The organism is Phytopseudomonas daroniae, assembly GCF_004327275.1.
Taxonomy (GTDB): domain Bacteria; phylum Pseudomonadota; class Gammaproteobacteria; order Pseudomonadales; family Pseudomonadaceae; genus Aquipseudomonas; species Aquipseudomonas daroniae.
In genome coordinates, this window is sequence record NZ_QJUJ01000012.1 from 125,543 (window position 1) to 144,739 (window position 19,197).

Sequence of the window (19,197 nt, forward strand, 5' to 3'; positions counted from 1 at the left end):
CTGGGCGATAACGATAACGGCGCAAGACTTGTGCCAGCGCCAGCCTGCGGCGGCGGGGTGAACGCCTTGACGAAGACCTGGCCCCAACATGGGGCAGACCACGCCCCACGACGAACACTACGCACCATAACAGCACCTTAGCCAGCGCAGTGCGCTTCCGTTACCATCGGCATATTCAGTAGCGAGACGCGGCATGTATATCTATCGATTGGTTCTGATCCTGGTAGTGGGCATCTACCTGTTCTCGCCCGCCATCATGGACTGGTGGATCGACCCCAATGGCGCCTGGTACCGGCCTTATATGCTGTGGCTGATCCTCATCGTGGTGACTTTCATCCTGCAGAGTCAGCGCGATGCAGACGAGCTCTGACATGGCGAGGGGCAATCCGGTGATCGCGTTTACCTTTACTCGCAGAGCCAGCGCGATGCAGACGAGCTCTGACCTGATGCGGTGTAACCCGCCGACTGCCCGTTCACCTTCACTCGCAGAGCCAACGTGATGCCGATGAGCTTTAGCCTTAGCCAGCTGATGCTGGTCAGCGCCGCCTACCTGCTCGTGCTGTTCAGTGTTGCCTGGTGTGCTGACCGTGGCCTGATTCCACGCCGACTCATTCGGCACCCGCTGACCTACACCCTGTCGCTGGGCGTGTATGCCAGCGCCTGGGCCTTCTACGGCACCGTCGGCCTGGCCTACCAATACGGCTATGGCTTTCTCGCCAGCTACCTGGGCGTGACGGGTGCGTTTCTCCTGGCGCCGGTGCTGCTCTACCCCATTCTGCGCATCACCCGCACTTATCAACTGTCGTCCCTGGCCGACCTGTTCGCCTTTCGCTTTCGTAGCACCTGGGCCGGTGCGCTGAGTACCATCTGCATGCTGGTTGCCGTGCTGCCGCTGCTGGCACTGCAGATCCAGGCGGTAACCGATGCCATCAGCATCCTCACCCGCGAGCCGGTGCAACCGCAGATCGCCCTGGCGTTCTGTGGCCTGTTCATCTTGGTCACCATTCTCTTTGGCGCCCGCCACCTGGCAACCCGAGAGAAGCACGAGGGCCTGGTATTGGCCATCGCCTTTGAGTCGATCGTCAAATTGCTGGCCATGGGCGCCATCGGCCTGTACGCGCTGTATGCGGTATTCGACGGCCCACGCGAGCTGGAACAGTGGCTGGTGCTCAACCAGGCGGCCCTGGCCAGCCTGCATACGCCGCTGCAGGAAGGCCCGTGGCGCACCCTGTTGCTGGTGTTCTTCGCCTCGGCCATCGTCATGCCGCACATGTACCACATGACCTTTACCGAGAACCTCAACCCGCGTGCCCTGGTCAGCGCCAGCTGGGGCCTGCCGCTGTTCCTGCTGTTGATGAGCCTGGCTGTGCCGCTGATCCTCTGGGCCGGCCTGCGCCTGGGCTCGACCACCAGCCCGGAGTACTTCACCCTGGGTCTGGGCATCGCCGTGGACAGCCCGACGCTGGCGCTGATCGCCTACATCGGCGGCCTGTCGGCCTCCAGTGGCCTGATCATCGTTACCACCCTGGCGCTGTCGGGCATGCTGCTCAACCACGTGGTGCTGCCGCTGTACCAGCCACCGGCCGAGGGCAACATCTACCGCTGGCTGAAATGGACGCGCCGCGCCCTGATCGTCGCCATCATCCTCGCCAGCTACGCGTTCTATAACCTGCTCGATGCCCAGCAGGAACTGGCCAACCTGGGCATCGTATCCTTCGTCGCCACCCTGCAATTCCTGCCGGGCGTGCTCTCGGTGCTGTACTGGCCGACCGCCAACCGTCGCGGCTTCATCGCCGGCCTGCTGGCGGGCATCGCGGTGTGGGCAGTGAGCATGCTGATGCCACTGCTGGGTACCCTGCCCGGCCTTTATGTACCGATCCTGGATCTGGTCTACGTACTGGATGACAGCAGCTGGCACCTGGCGGCCATCGCCTCCCTGGCGACCAACGTGCTGGTGTTCACGCTGGTCTCGGTCTTCACCGACTCGAGCCCGGAAGAGGACAGTGCCGCCGAAGCCTGCGCCGTGGACAACGTGCGCCGTCCGCAGCGCCGTGAGCTGCTGGCCCTGTCGCCCCAGGAATTCGCCACTCAACTGGCCAAGCCACTGGGCGCCAAGACCGCCCAGCGCGAAGTCGAGCAGGCCCTGCGCGACCTGCACCTGCCGTTCGACGAGAGCCGCCCCTATGCGCTGCGCCGCTTGCGCGACCGCCTGGAAGCCAACCTGTCCGGGCTGATGGGCCCGAGCGTGGCCCAGGACATCATCGAATCCTTCCTGCCCTACAAATCCGGCAGCGAGAGCTACGTTACCGAGGACATCCACTTCATCGAGAGCCGCCTGGAGGATTATCACTCGCGCCTCACCGGCCTTGCCGCCGAACTCGATGCCCTGCGCCGCTACCACCGCCAGACCCTGCAGGAACTGCCCATGGGCGTCTGTTCCCTGGCCAAGGATCATGAAATCCTGATGTGGAACAAAGCCATGGAAGAACTCACCGAGATCCCCGCACAGCGCATCGTCGGCTCGCGCCTGTCGACCCTCGGCGAGCCCTGGCGCGATCTGCTGCAGCGCTTCATCGAGATACCCGACGAACACCTGCACAAGCAGCGCCTGGCCCTGGACGGCCAGATCCGCTGGCTCAACCTGCACAAAGCCGCGATCGACGAACCGCTGGCGCCCGGCAATAGCGGCCTGGTGTTGCTGGTCGAGGATCTGACCGAAACCCAGATGCTCGAAGACAAGCTGGTGCACTCCGAGCGCCTGGCCAGCATCGGTCGCCTCGCTGCCGGTGTCGCTCACGAAATCGGCAACCCGATCACCGGTATCGCCTGCCTGGCGCAGAACCTGCGCGAAGAACGCGAAGACGACACCGAACTGACCGAAATCAGCGGGCAGATTCTGGAACAGACCAAGCGGGTGACGCGCATCGTCCACTCACTGATGAACTTCGCCCACTCCGGCAATCATCAACGGGCCGACGAGCCGGTCTGCCTGGCTGAAATCGCCCAGGAAGCCATCGGTCTGCTGGCCCTTAACCGGCGCAGTGTGGACGTGCAATTCTTCAACCTGTGCAAGCCCGAACATTGGGCGGAGGGCGACCCTCAGCGCCTTGCCCAGGTACTGATCAACCTGCTGAGCAACGCCCGCGACGCCTCGCCAGCCGGCGGCGCCATCCGCGTGCGCAGCGAAGCGTCGGAACACACCATCGACCTGATCGTAGAGGACGAAGGCAGCGGGATTCCCAAGGGCGTGATAGATCGGCTGTTCGAGCCGTTCTTCACCACCAAGGATCCTGGCAAAGGAACCGGACTCGGCCTCGCGCTGGTCTATTCCATCGTGGAAGAGCATTATGGCCAGATAACAATCGACAGCCCGATTGACCCCGAGCAGCAACGTGGCACCCGTATCAGGGTGACGCTGCCTCGGCATTTCGAGGCAATGCCACTGGCAACCTAAACACCGAAGAACCGCATTCCCGGCGACGCGTGTGGCCCGGCTTGGCTGCAGGCACCGTGGAAGCAGGTTCCGAGACCGTCGAGAGAATTCGTTTAAATGCCTCATATCCTGATCGTCGAAGACGAAACCATCATCCGCACTGCCCTGCGTCGCCTGCTTGAACGTAACCAGTACCAGGTCAGCGAAGCCGGTTCGGTACAGGAAGCCCAGGAGCGCTTCGATATTCCGGGGTTCGATCTGGTAGTCAGCGACCTACGCCTGCCTGGCGCGCCGGGTACCGAGCTGATCAAGCTGGCCCAGGGCGCTCCGGTGCTGATCATGACCAGCTACGCGAGCCTGCGCTCGGCGGTCGACTCGATGAAAATGGGTGCCGTCGATTACATCGCCAAACCTTTCGACCATGACGAAATGTTGCAAGCCGTGGCGCGCATCCTGCGTGATCGCCAAGCTGCCCGCAGCACGTCAGGCGGCGCCCCTGCCGCGGGCCGCGCGGTGGAAAAAGGCGACAAGGCGGCCAATGGCGAAATTGGCATCATCGGCTCCAGCCCGGCGATGCTGGAGTTGTATAGCAAGATCCGCAAAGTCGCCCCTACCGATTCCAATGTACTGGTACAGGGCGAATCCGGCACCGGCAAGGAACTGGTCGCCCGCGCGCTGCACAACCTGTCGAAGCGCGCCAAGGCACCGCTGATTTCGGTCAACTGTGCAGCGATCCCGGAAACCCTGATCGAGTCGGAACTGTTCGGCCATGAAAAGGGCGCGTTCACCGGCGCCAGCGCCAGCCGCGCCGGCCTGGTAGAAGCGGCCGACGGCGGCACCCTGTTTCTCGATGAAATCGGCGAGCTGCCGCTCGAAGCCCAGGCGCGTCTGCTGCGGGTACTGCAGGAAGGCGAAATCCGCCGGGTCGGGTCGGTACAGTCACAGAAGGTCGACGTACGCCTGATCGCGGCAACCCACCGCGACCTGAAAACCCTGTCGAAAACCGGCCAGTTCCGCGAAGACCTTTACTACCGCCTGCACGTCATCGCCCTGAAATTGCCGCCGCTGCGTGAGCGTGGCAGCGACGTCCTGGAAATAGCCCGCTCTTTCCTCCTGCGTCAATCCACGCGCATGGGCCGCAGCGACCTGCACTTCGGCCCGGACGCCGAACAGGCCATCCATCATTACAGCTGGCCAGGTAACGTGCGGGAGCTGGAGAACGCCATCGAGCGCTCGGTGATCCTGTGCGAAGGCAGCACCATCAACGCCGATCTGCTGGGCATCGACATCGAGCTGGAAGACCTGGACGACGACGCCTTCATTGGCCTGCCGCCGCAAAGCGGGGCGGTCAACGCCACCACTCAGGATCCGAGTGAAGATCTGTCGCTGGAGGACTACTTCCAGCACTTCGTGCTCGAGCACCAGGATCATATGACCGAGACCGAGCTGGCCCGCAAGCTGGGTATCAGCCGCAAATGCCTGTGGGAACGCCGCCAGCGCCTGGGCATTCCACGGCGCAAATCGAGCGTCACCAGCGAGTAATCCGTACCTGAATGTGCGAAGGCTCTAGGCCGGCTGTTACCGCAGTGATGACAAGACGTAACAAAGCCGGGGTTTACGGTAACGGAACCCCGGCTTTTTTCTGCTCACGAAAAAGCAACAAAACAACAAGCCATTGTTTTTAAAGGGAAAATAAAACCTGGCACGCCACGTGCTCTATCTCTGGCACAACAACAATAACAAGCATGACCCACGACAATAAAAATAAGACGTAACGACTCCAGCACAATAAGAACAAGACGGCAGGAGACGAAGCTAACTGATTCTTTTGGAGAGGATTTCCTTATGGGGCCTTGCCCCGTAACCAGATAGAGAACAATAAAACTGTCGATAGACAGCACCGGTTCTGGTTGGGTCGAAGACCCGAGGTAGCGTCAGCATCCAAAGCAATCCGTTTGCTCTTGCTCCCGGTATCGGGAGGCTTTCCGGACAGCATGGACTCCGGAACGGGCGATCGAACAAAAACAACAAGCCCGCATAACAAGAAAAAACGCGCAGCAACATTTATGGGGAAGCTTCGGCTCCCCCAGTAGCTTCCGCCCCGGCCTGCCTTCCTCCCCCGCTTACACCCTCATACGACTCAATGCTAGAATCCGCGCTATTTCTGCGCCTTTACATTATTCTGGCCGCTCATTTCGTCATACAGTGCCCTCCATGCTGAAAAAGCTGTTCAAGTCCTTCCGTTCGCCGCTGCGCCGCGCTCACAAGCCTCACAGTACGCCGCACGTGCTGAACAACAACCAGCACCCGATCCAGCGCGGGCAGATCAGCCGCTACGCCATCAGCGTGGTCGAGCGTCTGCAGAACGCAGGCTACGAGGCCTATCTGGTCGGTGGTTGCGTACGCGATCTGCTGCTGGGTATCGAGCCCAAGGACTTCGACGTCGCCACCAGCGCCACTCCGGAGCAGGTCAGAGCCGAGTTTCGTAACGCCCGGGTGATTGGCCGCCGCTTCAAGCTGGTACACGTGCACTTCGGCCGCGAGATCATCGAAACCGCCACCTTCCGCGCCAATCACCCGCAAGGTGACGAGGAAGAAGACAGCAATCAGGCATCGCGTAACGAGAGTGGCCGCATCCTGCGTGACAATGTTTACGGCACGCTGGAAGACGACGCCCAGCGCCGCGACTTCACCATCAACGCTCTGTACTACGATCCGGTTTCCGAGCGGATTCTCGACTACGCCAATGGCATGCACGACATCCGCAACAACCTGGTGCGGCTGATCGGCGACCCGACACAGCGTTATCAGGAAGACCCGGTGCGCATGCTGCGCGCCGTGCGCTTCGCCGCCAAGCTGGACTTCGACATCGAGAAACACAGCGCCGATCCGATCTATGACCTGGCCCCTCTGCTGGGCGGCATTCCTGCGGCCCGCCTGTTCGACGAAGTGCTCAAGCTGTTTCTCAGCGGTTACGCCATCTATACCTATGACCTGCTGGTGGACTACGGCCTGTTCGGCCAGCTGTTCCCCGCCAGTGCCGCTGCGCTGAAGCACAACCCCGAATACACCGACACGCTGATCCGCAACGCACTGGACAACACCGATCTGCGCGTGCAACAGGGCAAACCGGTCACCCCGGCCTTCCTGTTCGCCGCCCTGCTCTGGCCGGCACTGCCGGCGCGGGTGGTTCGCCTGCAGGAGCGCGGCATGCCGGCGATTCCGGCGATGCAGGAAGCGGCCCACGAGCTGATCAGCGAACAGTGCCAGCGTATCGCCGTGCCGAAGCGCTTCACCCTGCCGATCCGCGAGATCTGGGACATGCAGGAGCGCCTGCCACGACGCAGCGGCAAACGTGCCGACCTGCTGCTGGAAAACCCGCGCTTCCGTGCTGGTTACGATTTCCTGCTGCTGCGCGAAAGCGCTGGCGAGGAAACCGACGGCCTCGGCGACTGGTGGACGGACTATCAGGATGCCAGCGACAGCGACCGTCGGGTGATGATTCGCAACCTGTCCAGTAAGGACGATACGCCCGGCGCTCCCCGCAAGCGGCGGCGCAGTGGCGGCAAGCGCAAGCGTAGCCCCCAGGGCGGCACCGCCAGCGAGTAACCCCATGGAACGCATCTACATTGGCTTGGGCAGCAACCTCGCCGCACCAGCCGAACAACTGCGCCAGGCACTCGCCGCGCTCGAACAACTGCCACACACACACCTGGTGGCAGTCTCCTCCTTCTATACCAGCGATTCGCTGTTACCTGGCCAACCGCGTTACACCAATGCCGTGGCGGCGCTGGACAGTGACCTACAGCCGCTGCAATTGCTCGATGCGCTGCAAGGTATCGAGCTTGGTCAGGGCCGCGAGCGTCATGAGCGTTGGGGCCCGCGCACGCTGGATCTGGACATCCTGCTATTCGGCGAGCGGCTGATCGACGAACCACGTCTGCACGTACCGCACTACCACATGCACGCACGCGCTTTCGTTCTCTATCCCCTCGCGGAGATCGCCGCGGGCCTGAAGCTGCCCGACGGCCGTGCCCTCGACGAGCTGCTGGCGGCCTGCCCCTTCGAGGGTCTGGAACGCCTGGCGCCCTGACGCTGCCGACTGCGGTAACGTCGTAACAGCGCGGTAACACATTCGATTGACTTGGGCCCCTGCCATCGGGACTATAGCCACCCATTGCCCCGTACTGGAGCAAAAAGGCCGATACAGGCCACATTGAAGCAGCCCGGCTGCCCTTTCGATGCCAGAGAGAATCTGCTCCACGAGAGCCTGCAAGCAGCAGGCCCCGCACAGGTTCCGAGTGAGGATACGTTCATGCCTGATGTAACCCTGACCACCCTGCAAGCGCTCAAGCAGAAGGGTGAAAAGATCACCATGCTGACCTGCTACGACGCCACTTTCGCCAAGTCCAGCTCGCAGGCCGGCGTAGAAGTGCTGCTGATCGGGGACTCCCTGGGAATGGTGCTACAGGGACATGACAGTACCCTGCCGGTCAGCGTTACCGACATGGCCTACCACACTGCCAGCGTCAAACGCGGTAACCGGGGCGCGCTGATCGTCGCCGACCTGCCCTTCATGGCCTACGCCACCCTGGAGCAGACCCTGCAGAATGCGGGTGCACTGATGCAGGCAGGCGCTCATATGGTCAAGATCGAAGGCGCAGCCTGGCTGGCCGAATCCATCACCCGCCTGGCCGAACGCGGCGTGCCGGTGTGCGCGCACCTGGGCCTGACACCGCAAACCGTGAATATCCTCGGCGGTTACAAGGTGCAGGGCCGCCAGGAAGCGCAAGCCCGGCAGATGGTCGCCGACGCCATCGCCCTGGAGCAGGCCGGCGCAGCCATGCTGCTACTCGAGTGCGTACCGGTCGATCTGGCCGGTGAGATCAGCCGCTCCGTCAAGATACCGGTAATCGGTATCGGTGCCGGCCCGCAGACCGACGGCCAGGTGCTGGTACTGCACGACATGCTCGGACTTTCCTTGAGCGGCCGCGTGGCCAAGTTCGTGAAGAATTTCATGACTGGTCAGGCCAGCATCGAAGACGCTCTCGCGGCCTATGTGAAAGCGGTGAAGGACGTCAGCTTCCCGGCTGCCGAACACGGGTTCTCCGCATGAATACCGTCAAGACAGTGCGCGAACTGCGCGCTGCTGTTGCCCAGGCACGTGCCGAAGGCAAGCAGATCGGCCTGGTGCCGACCATGGGCAACCTGCACGCCGGCCACGCCGCACTGGTGGAAAAAGCCGCGCAACGCGCCGACTTCGTCGTCGCCAGCATCTTCGTCAATCCCATGCAGTTCGGCCCTGCCGAGGATCTCGACAAGTACCCGCGCACCCTGCAGGCCGACCAGCAGCGTCTGGTCAACGCCGGTTGCCACCTGCTGTTCCACCCGGATGTCGAGGAGATGTACCCGAACGGCATGGGCGAGCAGACCCGCATCAGCGTGCCCGGAGTATCCGAGGGCCTGTGCGGTGCCAGCCGCCCCGGTCATTTCGAAGGTGTCGCCACCGTGGTCACCAAGCTGTTCAACATGGTGCAGCCAGACCTGGCGGTGTTCGGTCAGAAGGACTTCCAGCAACTGGCGGTGATCCGCACCCTGGTGCGCGACCTGAACATGCCGATCCAGATCATTGGCGAGCCAACCGTGCGCGCCGAGAGCGGCCTGGCGCTGTCCTCGCGCAATGGTTACCTGAGCGATGAACAGCGCGATACCGCCACCGTTCTCTACCGCTCGCTGCAGGAGATCGCCCAGGCCATCCAGGCCGGTGAGCGTGACCTGCCCGCGCTGATCGAACAGGCACAGCGCCAGCATGCCGATGCCGGCCTGCGGGCCGATTACCTGGAAGTACGCGAGGCGCAGAGCCTGCGTACGGTCAGCCCTGGCGACCGTGAACTGGTGGTGCTGGTGGCGGCCTACCTGGGTAACACCCGGCTGATCGATAACTTGAGTTTCATTCTGGATCAGGGCTACTGACGACCATCTCCACCGGGTACAAGAACCCGGATACACTGAAAAGCCCGGACGATTAGCCGGGCTTTTTGGTATGTAGATCTATCGCCGAAGCCTGCCAACCGAATGCCTCAACAAGGAAGCCCCATGGCGTATTACCGACAGCCGCTCGATGTTCTCGCCCTTCCCACCTGGCAGGCGCTACAGCAGCATCGCCAGGCCATGCAGCACTTCAGCATGCGTGATGCCTTCGTCGGCAACCCACAGCGCTTCGAACAATTTTCCCTGAGTAGCTGTGGCCTGTTCCTCGACTATTCGAAGAACCTGGCCAGTGCCGAGACCATAGCGCTGCTGATGGCGCTGGCCCGCGAAGTTGGCCTGGAGCAATCGATTCGCGCCATGTTCGACGGTGAAAAGCTCAATGCTTCCGAAGGTCGCCCGGCCCTACACACCGCGTTGCGCCGGCCATTGGGCGACAAGGTGCTGGTCGACGGCATCGATGTGATGCCCCATGTGCAGCATGTGCTGCAACAGATGACCGAGCTGGTCGGGCGTATTCACGATGGCCTGTGGCGCGGTTACACCGAGAAGCCCATCACCGACGTGGTGAACATCGGCATCGGCGGCTCCTTCCTCGGCCCGCAACTGGTCTCCGAGGCGCTGCTGCCATTCGCCCAGCGTGGCGTGCGCTGTCATTACCTGGCCAATATCGACGGCAGCGAATTCCATGAGCTGTCGGCCAAGTTGCGCGCCGAGACCACGCTGTTCATCGTCTCATCGAAGTCCTTCGGCACCCTGGAAACCCTGAAGAATGCCCAGGCGGCCCGTGGCTGGTACCTGGCTCAGGGCGGCTCCGAGGCCGAGCTGTACCGGCACTTCATCGCCGTGTCGAGCAACCGTGAGGCCGCAGTGGCCTTCGGCATCCGCGAGGAAAACATCTTCCCGATGTGGGACTGGGTCGGCGGCCGCTACTCGCTGTGGTCGGCCATCGGCCTGCCCATCGCGTTGTCCATCGGCATGTCCAACTTCAAGGAACTGCTGGCCGGTGCCTACAGCATGGACACGCATTTCAAGACCGCGCCATTCGAAGAGAACATGCCGGTGCTGCTGGCGTTGCTCGGCGTCTGGTACGGCAACTTCTGGGATGCCCAGAGCCAGGCGATCCTGCCGTACGACCATTACCTGCGCAACATCACCAAGCACCTGCAGCAATTGGACATGGAGTCCAACGGCAAGAGCGTGCGCCAGGATGGCAGCCCGGTCAGCGGTGCAACCGGCCCGGTGATCTGGGGTGGTGTCGGCTGTAACGGTCAACACGCCTATCACCAGTTGCTACACCAGGGCACCCAACTGATTCCGGCGGACTTCATCGTCCCGGTGGTCAGCTACAACCCGGTGTCCGATCACCATCAGTGGCTGTACGCCAACTGCCTGTCGCAGAGCCAGGCGCTGATGCTCGGCAAGTCCCGCGAGGAGGCCGAGGCCGAACTACGCGCCAAGGGCCTGAGCGAGGAGGAAGTGCAGCGCCTGGCGCCGCACAAGGTGATCCCCGGCAACCGCCCGAGCAACACCCTGGTGCTCGAACGCATCAGCCCACGCCGCCTTGGCGCGCTGGTGGCATTGTACGAGCACAAGATATTCGCCCAGAGCGCCATCTGGGGCATCAACGCCTTCGATCAATGGGGCGTGGAGCTGGGCAAGGAGTTGGGCAAGGGCGTCTACTCGCGCATGGTCGGTAGCGAAGAAAGTCGTGCCGAAGATGGCTCCACCCAGGGGCTGATCAACTACTTCCGCGGGCGCCATCGCGGTTGATCCATTGCAGGCGCTCGCTTGGCGGCGGGCGCCCGCAATACTTTGCGTCACTCCTCGATCACTCTTGAAAACTTGGCTGCTACCCTTAGGGTTTGTTGACGCTTCAGCACGACCGCGCCGGAGCCCATTTTGCCGCGAGGCAAGGCACGAGCCGCGAAGTTTAGCTGGCTAAATGAGCCGGCGAGAAACGCAGCATCGCGGCAAAACGGGCCCGGCCCTGCGGGTTGCGCGGGAAATCTCGCCATGCGTCGTTGGAGGACTTGAAAAGGGAACGCCATTCCCTGCGTCCTCCGCCTCGCCTGGCGAGATTTCTCGCGGCAACGCGGCTTGCGCTGAAACGTCAACAGACCCTAGTGTCTATTGCGGACATATAACAACAAGGGTAACCCACCATGTTCACGATCAGCCGCCACCCCGTCAGCGACGAAGTACGCCAGCGTGCCCACCTCGATGAAGCCGCTTATCAGCGCCTCTACCGCCAGTCGGTCGACGATCCCCAGACATTCTGGGGCGAACAGGCCAAAGCCTTTCTCGACTGGTTCAAACCCTGGGACGAAGTTTCCAGCGGCAGCCTGAGCAAGGGCGACATTCGCTGGTTCTCCGGTGGCCAGTTGAACATCAGCCATAACTGCATCGACCGTCACCTGGCCAAACGTGGCGATCAGGTGGCGCTGATCTGGGAAGGCGACGATCCAAAAGATTCGGCCAGCATCACCTACAGGCAACTGCACGAGCAGGTCTGCCGCCTGGCCAACGTGCTCAAACGCCGCGGTGTGAAGAAAGGCGACCGCGTGTGTATCTACATGCCAATGATCCCGGAGGCGGCCTACGCGATGCTCGCCTGCACCCGCATCGGCGCCGTGCACTCGGTGGTATTCGGCGGCTTCTCGCCGGATGCCATGCGTGATCGGATTCTCGATGCCGATTGCCGCACCGTGATCACCGCCGATGAAGCGGTACGCGGCGGCAAGCTCATCCCGCTCAAGAGCAATGTCGACAAGGCCCTGAAAAGCTGCCCCAACGTCTCCACCGTACTGGTGGTCGAGCGCACCAGGAACAGCGTCGACTGGGTGCCGGAACGCGACCTCTGGTACCACGAAGCCGTGCAGCAGGTGGACGCCGAATGCCCCACCGAGCCCATGGATGCCGAAGACCCGCTGTTCATCCTCTACACCTCCGGCAGTACCGGCAAACCCAAGGGCGTGCTGCACAGCACCGCGGGTTACCTGCTGCAGGCGGCGATGACCCACAAGTACGTGTTCGACTACCACGACGGCGACATCTACTGGTGCACCGCCGATGTCGGCTGGGTTACCGGACACAGTTACATCGTCTACGGCCCGCTGGCCAATGGCGCCACCAGCCTGATCTTCGAGGGCGTGCCCAACTATCCCGATATCTCGCGATTCTGGCAGGTGATCGACAAGCATCAAGTGAACATTTTCTACACCGCACCGACAGCGTTGCGCGCGCTGATGCGCGAAGGCGAAGCCCCGGTGAAGAAAACTTCGCGCAGCAGCCTGCGCCTGCTCGGAAGCGTCGGTGAACCGATCAACCCGGAAGCCTGGGAGTGGTATTTCAACGTGGTTGGCGAAAAGCGCTGCCCCATTGTCGATACCTGGTGGCAGACCGAGACCGGCGCCATCATGATCACGCCACTGCCCGGCGCCACCGACCTCAAGCCCGGCTCGGCGACGCGGCCGTTCTTTGGCGTGCAACCGGTGTTGCTGGACGAGCAAGGCAAGGAAATCGACGGTGCCGGCGCTGGCGTGCTCGCCATCAAAGCAAGCTGGCCGAGTCAGATTCGCAGCGTCTACGGCGACCACAAGCGCATGCTCGAGACCTATTTCACCGCCTACCCCGGTTACTATTTCAGCGGTGACGGTGCGCGCCGCGACGAGGATGGCTACTGGTGGATTACCGGGCGTATCGACGATGTGATCAACGTTTCCGGCCATCGCATCGGCACCGCCGAGGTGGAAAGCGCGCTGGTGCTGCACGATGCCGTAGCCGAGGCGGCCGTGGTCGGCTATCCCCATGACCTCAAGGGCCAGGGTATCTACGCCTTCGTCACCACCATGAACGGTGTCGAAGCAAACGACGAGTTGAAGAAAGAGTTGCTCAGCCTGGTCGGCAAGGAAATCGGCAGCTTCGCCAAACCCGAGCTGATCCAGTGGGCGCCGGGCCTGCCCAAGACCCGCTCGGGCAAGATCATGCGGCGCATCCTGCGCAAGATCGCCTGCAACGAGCTGGACAGCCTGGGCGACACCTCGACCCTGGCCGACCCGGCGGTGGTCGACAGCCTGGTCGCCGAACGGCTGAACGGTTAGCCACATAGGGTAGATTGGGGAACGCCCCGATCCACCCTCGATCGTTACAATGGGGCGTCGCTCTAGCCAGGAAAACCGCCCCGCCATGGAATTCATCCGCCGCCGAATCGAAAGCCAGGTGCTCAGCCTCAGTGGCATCGCCCTGGGGCAGATCGATTTCGAGAACCCCAAGGGCGATCCCGGCCTGTTCGGCCCGGATTCGGTGAGCTGGCGTATCCATGGCGATTTCACCAGCATGCTGATTGGTGGGGTCAGCGCCCTGCTGCTGCAGGCTTTACATCCCCTGGCACTGGCCGGGGTGTGGGATCACTCCAATTTCCGCGATGACCTGCTTGGCCGCCTGCGCCGTACTGGCCAGTTCGTCTCCGGCACCACCTTCGCCAGCAGCAAAGATGCCGAGTGGCTGATCGACAAGGTCAAACGCGTCCATCTGCAGGTGACCGGCACTGCGCCGGATGGCAGACCCTACGCAGCCAGTGATCCGGCTCTGCTGACCTGGGTGCATGTCGCCGAAGTGCACAGCTTTCTGCAGGCCCATTTGCGGTATCTCGATCCACGCCTGAGCGCGGCCGATCAGGATCGCTATTACGGGGAAATCGCCCTGGTCGCCGAACGCCTGGGCGCACGCGACGTGCCACGTAACCGAGCCGAAATCGACGCTTATCTTGCGGCGATGCGCGGGCAGTTGCTGTGCGACGAGCGCTCCCGGGAGATTCTGCGCATCCTGCTTGCCGCACCAGCCCCCAGCAGGCTTGCGGTTCCCGTGGGCCAGTTGTTCCTGCAGGCGGGCATCGACCTGCTGCCGGACTGGGCCCAGACGATGCTCGAACAACGGATGACGCCGCTGCGCAGCCGCCTGACCCGCGGTGGCGTACATGCCATTGCCCCGGTCATACGCTGGGCGGTACACAGCGGCTCACTGCATAAGTCGCGGATACGCATGGGCCTGCCGCCCTACTGAGGGTGATAAACTGCGCGCCCCCTTATTCACGAGTCGCCGCACATGCCGTCTCTCGACCAGGCAGTGCGCGCCGCGCTTGCCAATCGCCAAGCCCTGATCGCCGAGCTGCATGCACAGAACACCGATTGCTATCGCCTGTTCCACGGCAGCCAGGAAGGTGCCGGCGGCCTGACCCTCGACCGTTACGGCCAACAGTTGATGGTGCAGAGTTTTCACCAGACGCTGACCCATGACGAGCTGCTCGCCCTGCACGAACAGGTCAACGAGGTTCTCGGGCTGCACACGCTGCTGGTCTACAACGACCGCTCCAGAGGCAACTCGCGTATCGACCGCAGCGACCCGGTGTATGCCTCGAGCGAAGAGGCCCTGGCCGATCAGGTTGGCCGGGAATGGGGCCTCGATTACCGCGTGCGTGGTCGCCATCCCGGCCAGGATCCGCTGCTGTTTCTCGACCTGCGCAACGCCCGCGGCTGGATCCAGCGCCACAGCGCCGGGAAAAGCGTGCTCAACCTGTTCGCCTACACCTGCGGCGTTGGCCTCAATGCGGCGGCCGGTGGCGCACACGAAGTGGTCAACCTCGACTTCGCCGAGGGCAACCTCGCGGTCGGTCGCGAAAATGGCGCGCTCAACCCGGATCTGCTGCCCATGCAGTTCGTGCAGTCGGACTATTTCCCGGCGATCCGTCAGTGGGCCGGGCTGCCTATCGCCCAGCGACGCGGGCAGAAGCTGCCGAGTTATCCACGCCTCGCACAGCGTCAGTTCGACCTGGTGTTCCTCGATCCGCCGGCCTGGGCCAAGAGCGCCTTCGGCACCGTCGACCTGCTGCGCGATTACCAGAGCCTGCTGAAACCGGCGATTCTCGCTACCGCCGATAACGGTACCCTGGTGTGCTGCAACAACCTGGCGAAGGTGGCCATGACCGACTGGCGCGAACAGGTGCTGCGCTGCGCCAGCAAATTGGGGCGCCCGGTACGCGCGCATGAACAGCTGCTGCCGGCTGCGGACTTCCCCTCCGCGGACGGCAACCCACCGCTGAAAACCCTCGTTCTACATTTTTGAAGACTCGCACCGTCCCGCGGAACCCAGGGCTCATGCCATAATCCAAGGCACTCTCGCCAGGAAGATGAGCAAGACCATGCCCAAAGGATTGCGACGCGCCGCCACTGCCCTACTGATCGCCATCGGCCTGTACAGCCTGATCGGCTTTCTCATCTTGCCCGGCATTGCACTGCGCATCGCCAACCAGCAGTTGGAAAATTATGCGACTCAGCCTGCACGGCTGGATCGCCTGCAACTCAACCCCTTCACTCTGGAGCTGGATCTCTGGGGTCTGCACCTCGGTGAGCCTGGCAAAGAGCAGGTGGCCTTCGAGCACCTGGCCGTGAATCTGCAGCTGGACAGCCTGTGGAGCGGTGCCCTGCACCTGGCTGACGTGAGATTGGTGAAGCCTCACACCGAGGTGCGTTTCGACAAGGATGGCAACCTCAACCTGGCCCAGCTGTTCAAGCTCCCGGCCAGTGAGGAGCAGACGGAAGAACCCGGCGAGCCATTTGCCCTGCGCATCGACCGCATCGAACTGCTGGGCGGTAACCTGCATTTCCAGGATCTGCGCCCGCAGGAGCCGATCGACATCCACTACGACGATCTCAACCTGGAACTGCATAACCTCAGCACCCTGCCCGACGACAACGCCGACATGACCCTGGTGGCCACCGGCCCGGCTGGCGGCCGTATCGACTGGAGCGGTGAACTGAGTCTGAGCCCGATCAGTTCCAGTGGCACCCTGAAGATCACCGACGAGCCGATGAAAGCGTTCTGGCCCTACGTGCGTGACGCCGTCCCGCTGGTGCTCGAAAACGGTGTAGTGAGCCTGTCGACCGATTACCGCTTGAGCCTGCGTGACAGCACCGAGCTGTTGCTGAACAACGCCCGCATCAAAGTAGCGCCATTCGCCATGCAGGCGCCGGACGGCAAGCCATTGCTCAAGCTGGATGCACTCGAGGTCAGCGAAACCTCTCTGGATCTGGCCAGGCAACAGGTGGTGATCGGCAAGATCCGCGGCCAAAAACTGGAAGCCTGGGCCACCCGCGAAGCCGACGGAGAGCTCGACTGGCAGAAGCTGCTGGCCGGCAAACCGCAGGATGCGCCCAAGCAAGCGCCTGCGGATGCCTCCGAGACACCCGAGGCGGCCGACGATGCAGACCACGGCTCGCAAGCCGCGCCGAGCGAGCCAGCAAAGCCCTGGCACGTTCTGGTCAAGGACGTACAGTTACGCGACTACCATGCCCACCTCGTCGACCGTGTGCCGAGCAAGGCGACCACCGTGGAACTCGGCCCACTCGACCTCGACGTGCAGAACTTCGATAGCCTCGGCACCTCGCCCTTTGATCTCAAGCTCGACACCGGTGTCGGCAAACAGGGCAAGCTGCAAGCCGAGGGTCAGGTGCAACTGAGCCCGACCACCGCGACCCTGAAAGTGGTCACCCGCAATATCGACCTGCGCGTGGCACAAGCCTACATCAGCCCCTTCGTGCACCTGGAGCTGCGCAGCGGCCTGCTGAGCAGCGATCTTGGTGTCGAGCTCACGGCAACCGAGCCCCTGGCCCTGCGTGTACAGGGCAAGGCACAGATCACCCAGCTGCACACCCTCGACACCCTCAAGAACCGTGACTTGCTGCGCTGGAAGCAACTGGATCTGGGCGGCCTCGACTACCGCCATGGCGATCGTCTGGGCATCGAGCGGGTCGACCTGGAACAGCCCTATGCGCGCTTCATCATCAACGAAGACCTGAGCACCAACCTCAACGAGCTGATCGTCAAACAGCCCGCTGGCAACGCCGCTCAAGCGCAATCGTCAGCCGCCGCTGAAAAGCCGTTGGCCATCCATATCGGCGAGGTCAGCCTGAAGGATGGCTCGGCCAACTTCGCCGACTTCAGCCTCAGGCCCAACTTCGCCACCGCGATACAGCAACTCAATGGTCGTATCGGCACCCTCGACAGCACCAGCAGCAAACCAGCCCCCGTGGATATCAGCGGCAAGGTCGACCGTTACGCGCCGGTCAGCATCAAGGGCAGCCTGACGCCGTTCGATCCACTGCAGAGCCTGGACATCGCCACCCAGTTCAAACAGGTCGAGCTGACCACCCTGACGCCCTACTCCGGCAAATTCGCCGGCTACCGCATCCGCAAGGGCCGCCTGAACCTGGATCTGCATTACCGCATCAACAACGGCAAGCTGAACGCACAGAACAAGGTACTGGTCGAGCAATTGCAGCTCGGCGAAAAAGTCGACAGCCCGGACGCCGTGGATCTGCCGATTCGCCTGGCCGTAGCTCTGCTCAAGGATACTCAGGGGCGGATTTCCCTGGAGCTACCTCTGCAGGGCGACCTCAACAACCCACAGTTCAGCGTCATGCCAATCGTCTGGCAAACCCTGCGCAACCTGGTGCTGCGTGCCGCCCAGGCACCGTTCAAGTTCATCGGCGGCCTGGTCAGCGGTGGTGCCGACATGGATCTGAGCACCGTGGTGTTCGCACCTGGCAACGCCGAGCTGGATGAGCAGGCGCAAAAATCGTTGGATATGCTCGCCAGCGCCCTGCAGGAACGCCCGACCCTGCGCCTGGAAATCGAGGGTCTTAGTGCCCAGAGCAGCGACGGCCCATTGCTGGCCGAGCAGCGCCTGGAGCGCGAGTATCAGGACTACCTGTACCGCATCATGCAACGCCGTGGTGATCAGGTGCCGGCCAACGCCGACTTGCTGGTGGTGCCGGAGGACGAAAAAGCCCCGTTGCTGGAAGGCATCTACCGCGCCCGCCTGAAACAACAGCCGCCTGCCGAGTGGGCCGAGCTGGACAGCGATGAGCGCACGGCGCACCTGCGCGATGCCGTGCTGGAGTCCTGGAGCGACAGCCGTGGCCTGCAGCGCCAGCTGGCCCAGGATCGCGCCGCGGCGATCAAGGCGTACTTGGTGGATAGCGGCAAGTTGGCGGACGAACGCATCTACTTGCTCGACGTTAGCCTAGGCGAGGCTGAGAACGACGGCCGCGTGGCTACGCCCTTGCATCTGGATAGCGAGTGATAGGGATATGAAGCGTTTGAGCCTGTTGCTGGTGCTCTGCACCAGCCCATTGCTGAGCCAGGCCGATACCCTGCGCTGCGGCAACAAGCTGGTGAACCTCGGTGATCGCACCTTCGAGGTGATGCAGAAATGTGGCGAACCGGCTTTCCGTGACCCCGTCGGTTATACGCTCGGCCCCCACTATCGACGCGAAACGAATATCGAGGAATGGGCCTACGAACCCAGCAACGGCATGTTCACCATTCTGACTTTCGAGGCTAATCGGCTGACGCGCATCGAACGCAAACGCAGCCGCTGACGACCATGAAAACACTCATCACCTGCACCCTGCTCATGCTGCTGGCGAGCACCGCCAACGCGGCGACCTGGCGTTGCGGCAGCGCTCTAGCCAGCACCGGCGACAGCACCGCCGAAGTCCAGTCCAAATGCGGCGAACCGAACAACCGCGCGTTCATCGGCTACAAGGAACAGACTGACAGCTATGGCTTCACCCATGAAGTGCAGATAGAGGAGTGGAATTACGGCCCGCGCAACGGCATGAACTACTTTCTGCGTTTCGAGGGCAATCGCCTGAACAGGATCGACAGCAAACGCGGCAATTAGCCGCTAGTCGATCAGAGCGGGCGACGGCAGA

The 19,197-nt window shown here is 62.6% G+C and carries 14 protein-coding genes; all 14 read left to right on the forward strand.

The genetic code is table 11. The annotated features are described in order from the left end of the window. The first annotated feature begins 193 nt into the window (after positions 1–193). The 14 genes from DNK10_RS22955 (at position 194) to DNK10_RS23025 (ending at position 19,166) form a co-directional block, all read left to right on the forward strand. A complete protein-coding gene (locus DNK10_RS22955) occupies positions 194–370 on the forward strand; it encodes a hypothetical protein (RefSeq protein WP_042556252.1) in 177 nt (58 codons plus the stop codon). Between the two features lie 129 nt (positions 371–499). After that, positions 500–3,454 (forward strand): sensor histidine kinase, encoded by a 2,955-nt coding sequence (locus DNK10_RS22960; RefSeq protein WP_165493639.1) that lies wholly within the window; start codon positions 500–502, stop codon positions 3,452–3,454. A gap of 96 nt (positions 3,455–3,550) precedes the next feature. Continuing rightward, complete coding sequence (locus tag DNK10_RS22965; protein WP_131179738.1) at positions 3,551–4,975, forward strand: sigma-54-dependent transcriptional regulator; 1,425 nt, start codon at positions 3,551–3,553, stop codon at positions 4,973–4,975. Between the two features lie 672 nt (positions 4,976–5,647). After that, positions 5,648–7,042, forward strand: a complete 1,395-nt coding sequence (locus DNK10_RS22970) for a polynucleotide adenylyltransferase PcnB (RefSeq protein WP_131193153.1) — start codon at positions 5,648–5,650, stop codon at positions 7,040–7,042. A gap of 4 nt (positions 7,043–7,046) precedes the next feature. Next, on the forward strand, positions 7,047–7,526 hold the full coding sequence (folK, locus tag DNK10_RS22975) for a 2-amino-4-hydroxy-6-hydroxymethyldihydropteridine diphosphokinase (protein ID WP_131179736.1): 480 nt from the start codon (positions 7,047–7,049) through the stop codon (positions 7,524–7,526). 222 nt (positions 7,527–7,748) lie between these two features. Further along, entirely contained in the window at positions 7,749–8,549 is an 801-nt protein-coding gene (gene panB / locus DNK10_RS22980) for a 3-methyl-2-oxobutanoate hydroxymethyltransferase (RefSeq protein ID WP_131193154.1), read from the forward strand. Next, positions 8,546–9,406, forward strand: coding sequence for a pantoate--beta-alanine ligase (gene panC, locus DNK10_RS22985; protein ID WP_131193155.1), 861 nt, complete (start codon positions 8,546–8,548; stop codon positions 9,404–9,406). Before panB ends, panC begins: the two co-directional genes overlap by 4 nt. A gap of 123 nt (positions 9,407–9,529) precedes the next feature. After that, positions 9,530–11,194 (forward strand): glucose-6-phosphate isomerase, encoded by a 1,665-nt coding sequence (pgi, locus tag DNK10_RS22990; protein WP_131193156.1) that lies wholly within the window; start codon positions 9,530–9,532, stop codon positions 11,192–11,194. A 392-nt stretch (positions 11,195–11,586) separates the two neighbouring features. Beyond that, positions 11,587–13,524 carry an acetate--CoA ligase gene (gene acs, locus DNK10_RS23000; RefSeq protein ID WP_131193157.1) on the forward strand — a complete coding sequence of 646 codons (1,938 nt, stop codon included), beginning with the start codon at positions 11,587–11,589 and terminating at the stop codon, positions 13,522–13,524. Between the two features lie 85 nt (positions 13,525–13,609). Further along, complete coding sequence (locus DNK10_RS23005; RefSeq protein ID WP_131179730.1) at positions 13,610–14,485, forward strand: oxygenase MpaB family protein; 876 nt, start codon at positions 13,610–13,612, stop codon at positions 14,483–14,485. A gap of 42 nt (positions 14,486–14,527) precedes the next feature. Then, positions 14,528–15,544 (forward strand): class I SAM-dependent rRNA methyltransferase, encoded by a 1,017-nt coding sequence (locus DNK10_RS23010; protein WP_131193158.1) that lies wholly within the window; start codon positions 14,528–14,530, stop codon positions 15,542–15,544. Between the two features lie 76 nt (positions 15,545–15,620). Continuing rightward, a complete protein-coding gene (locus DNK10_RS23015) occupies positions 15,621–18,563 on the forward strand; it encodes a DUF748 domain-containing protein (RefSeq protein WP_131193159.1) in 2,943 nt (980 codons plus the stop codon). Positions 18,564–18,570: 7 nt separating this feature from the next. Beyond that, the gene (locus DNK10_RS23020) at positions 18,571–18,861 is read left to right on the forward strand and encodes a DUF2845 domain-containing protein (RefSeq protein WP_131193160.1); all 291 of its coding nucleotides are present in this window, start codon (positions 18,571–18,573) and stop codon (positions 18,859–18,861) included. A gap of 5 nt (positions 18,862–18,866) precedes the next feature. Continuing rightward, a complete protein-coding gene (locus DNK10_RS23025; protein WP_131179726.1) occupies positions 18,867–19,166 on the forward strand; it encodes a DUF2845 domain-containing protein in 300 nt (99 codons plus the stop codon). The last annotated feature ends 31 nt before the right edge of the window (positions 19,167–19,197 follow it).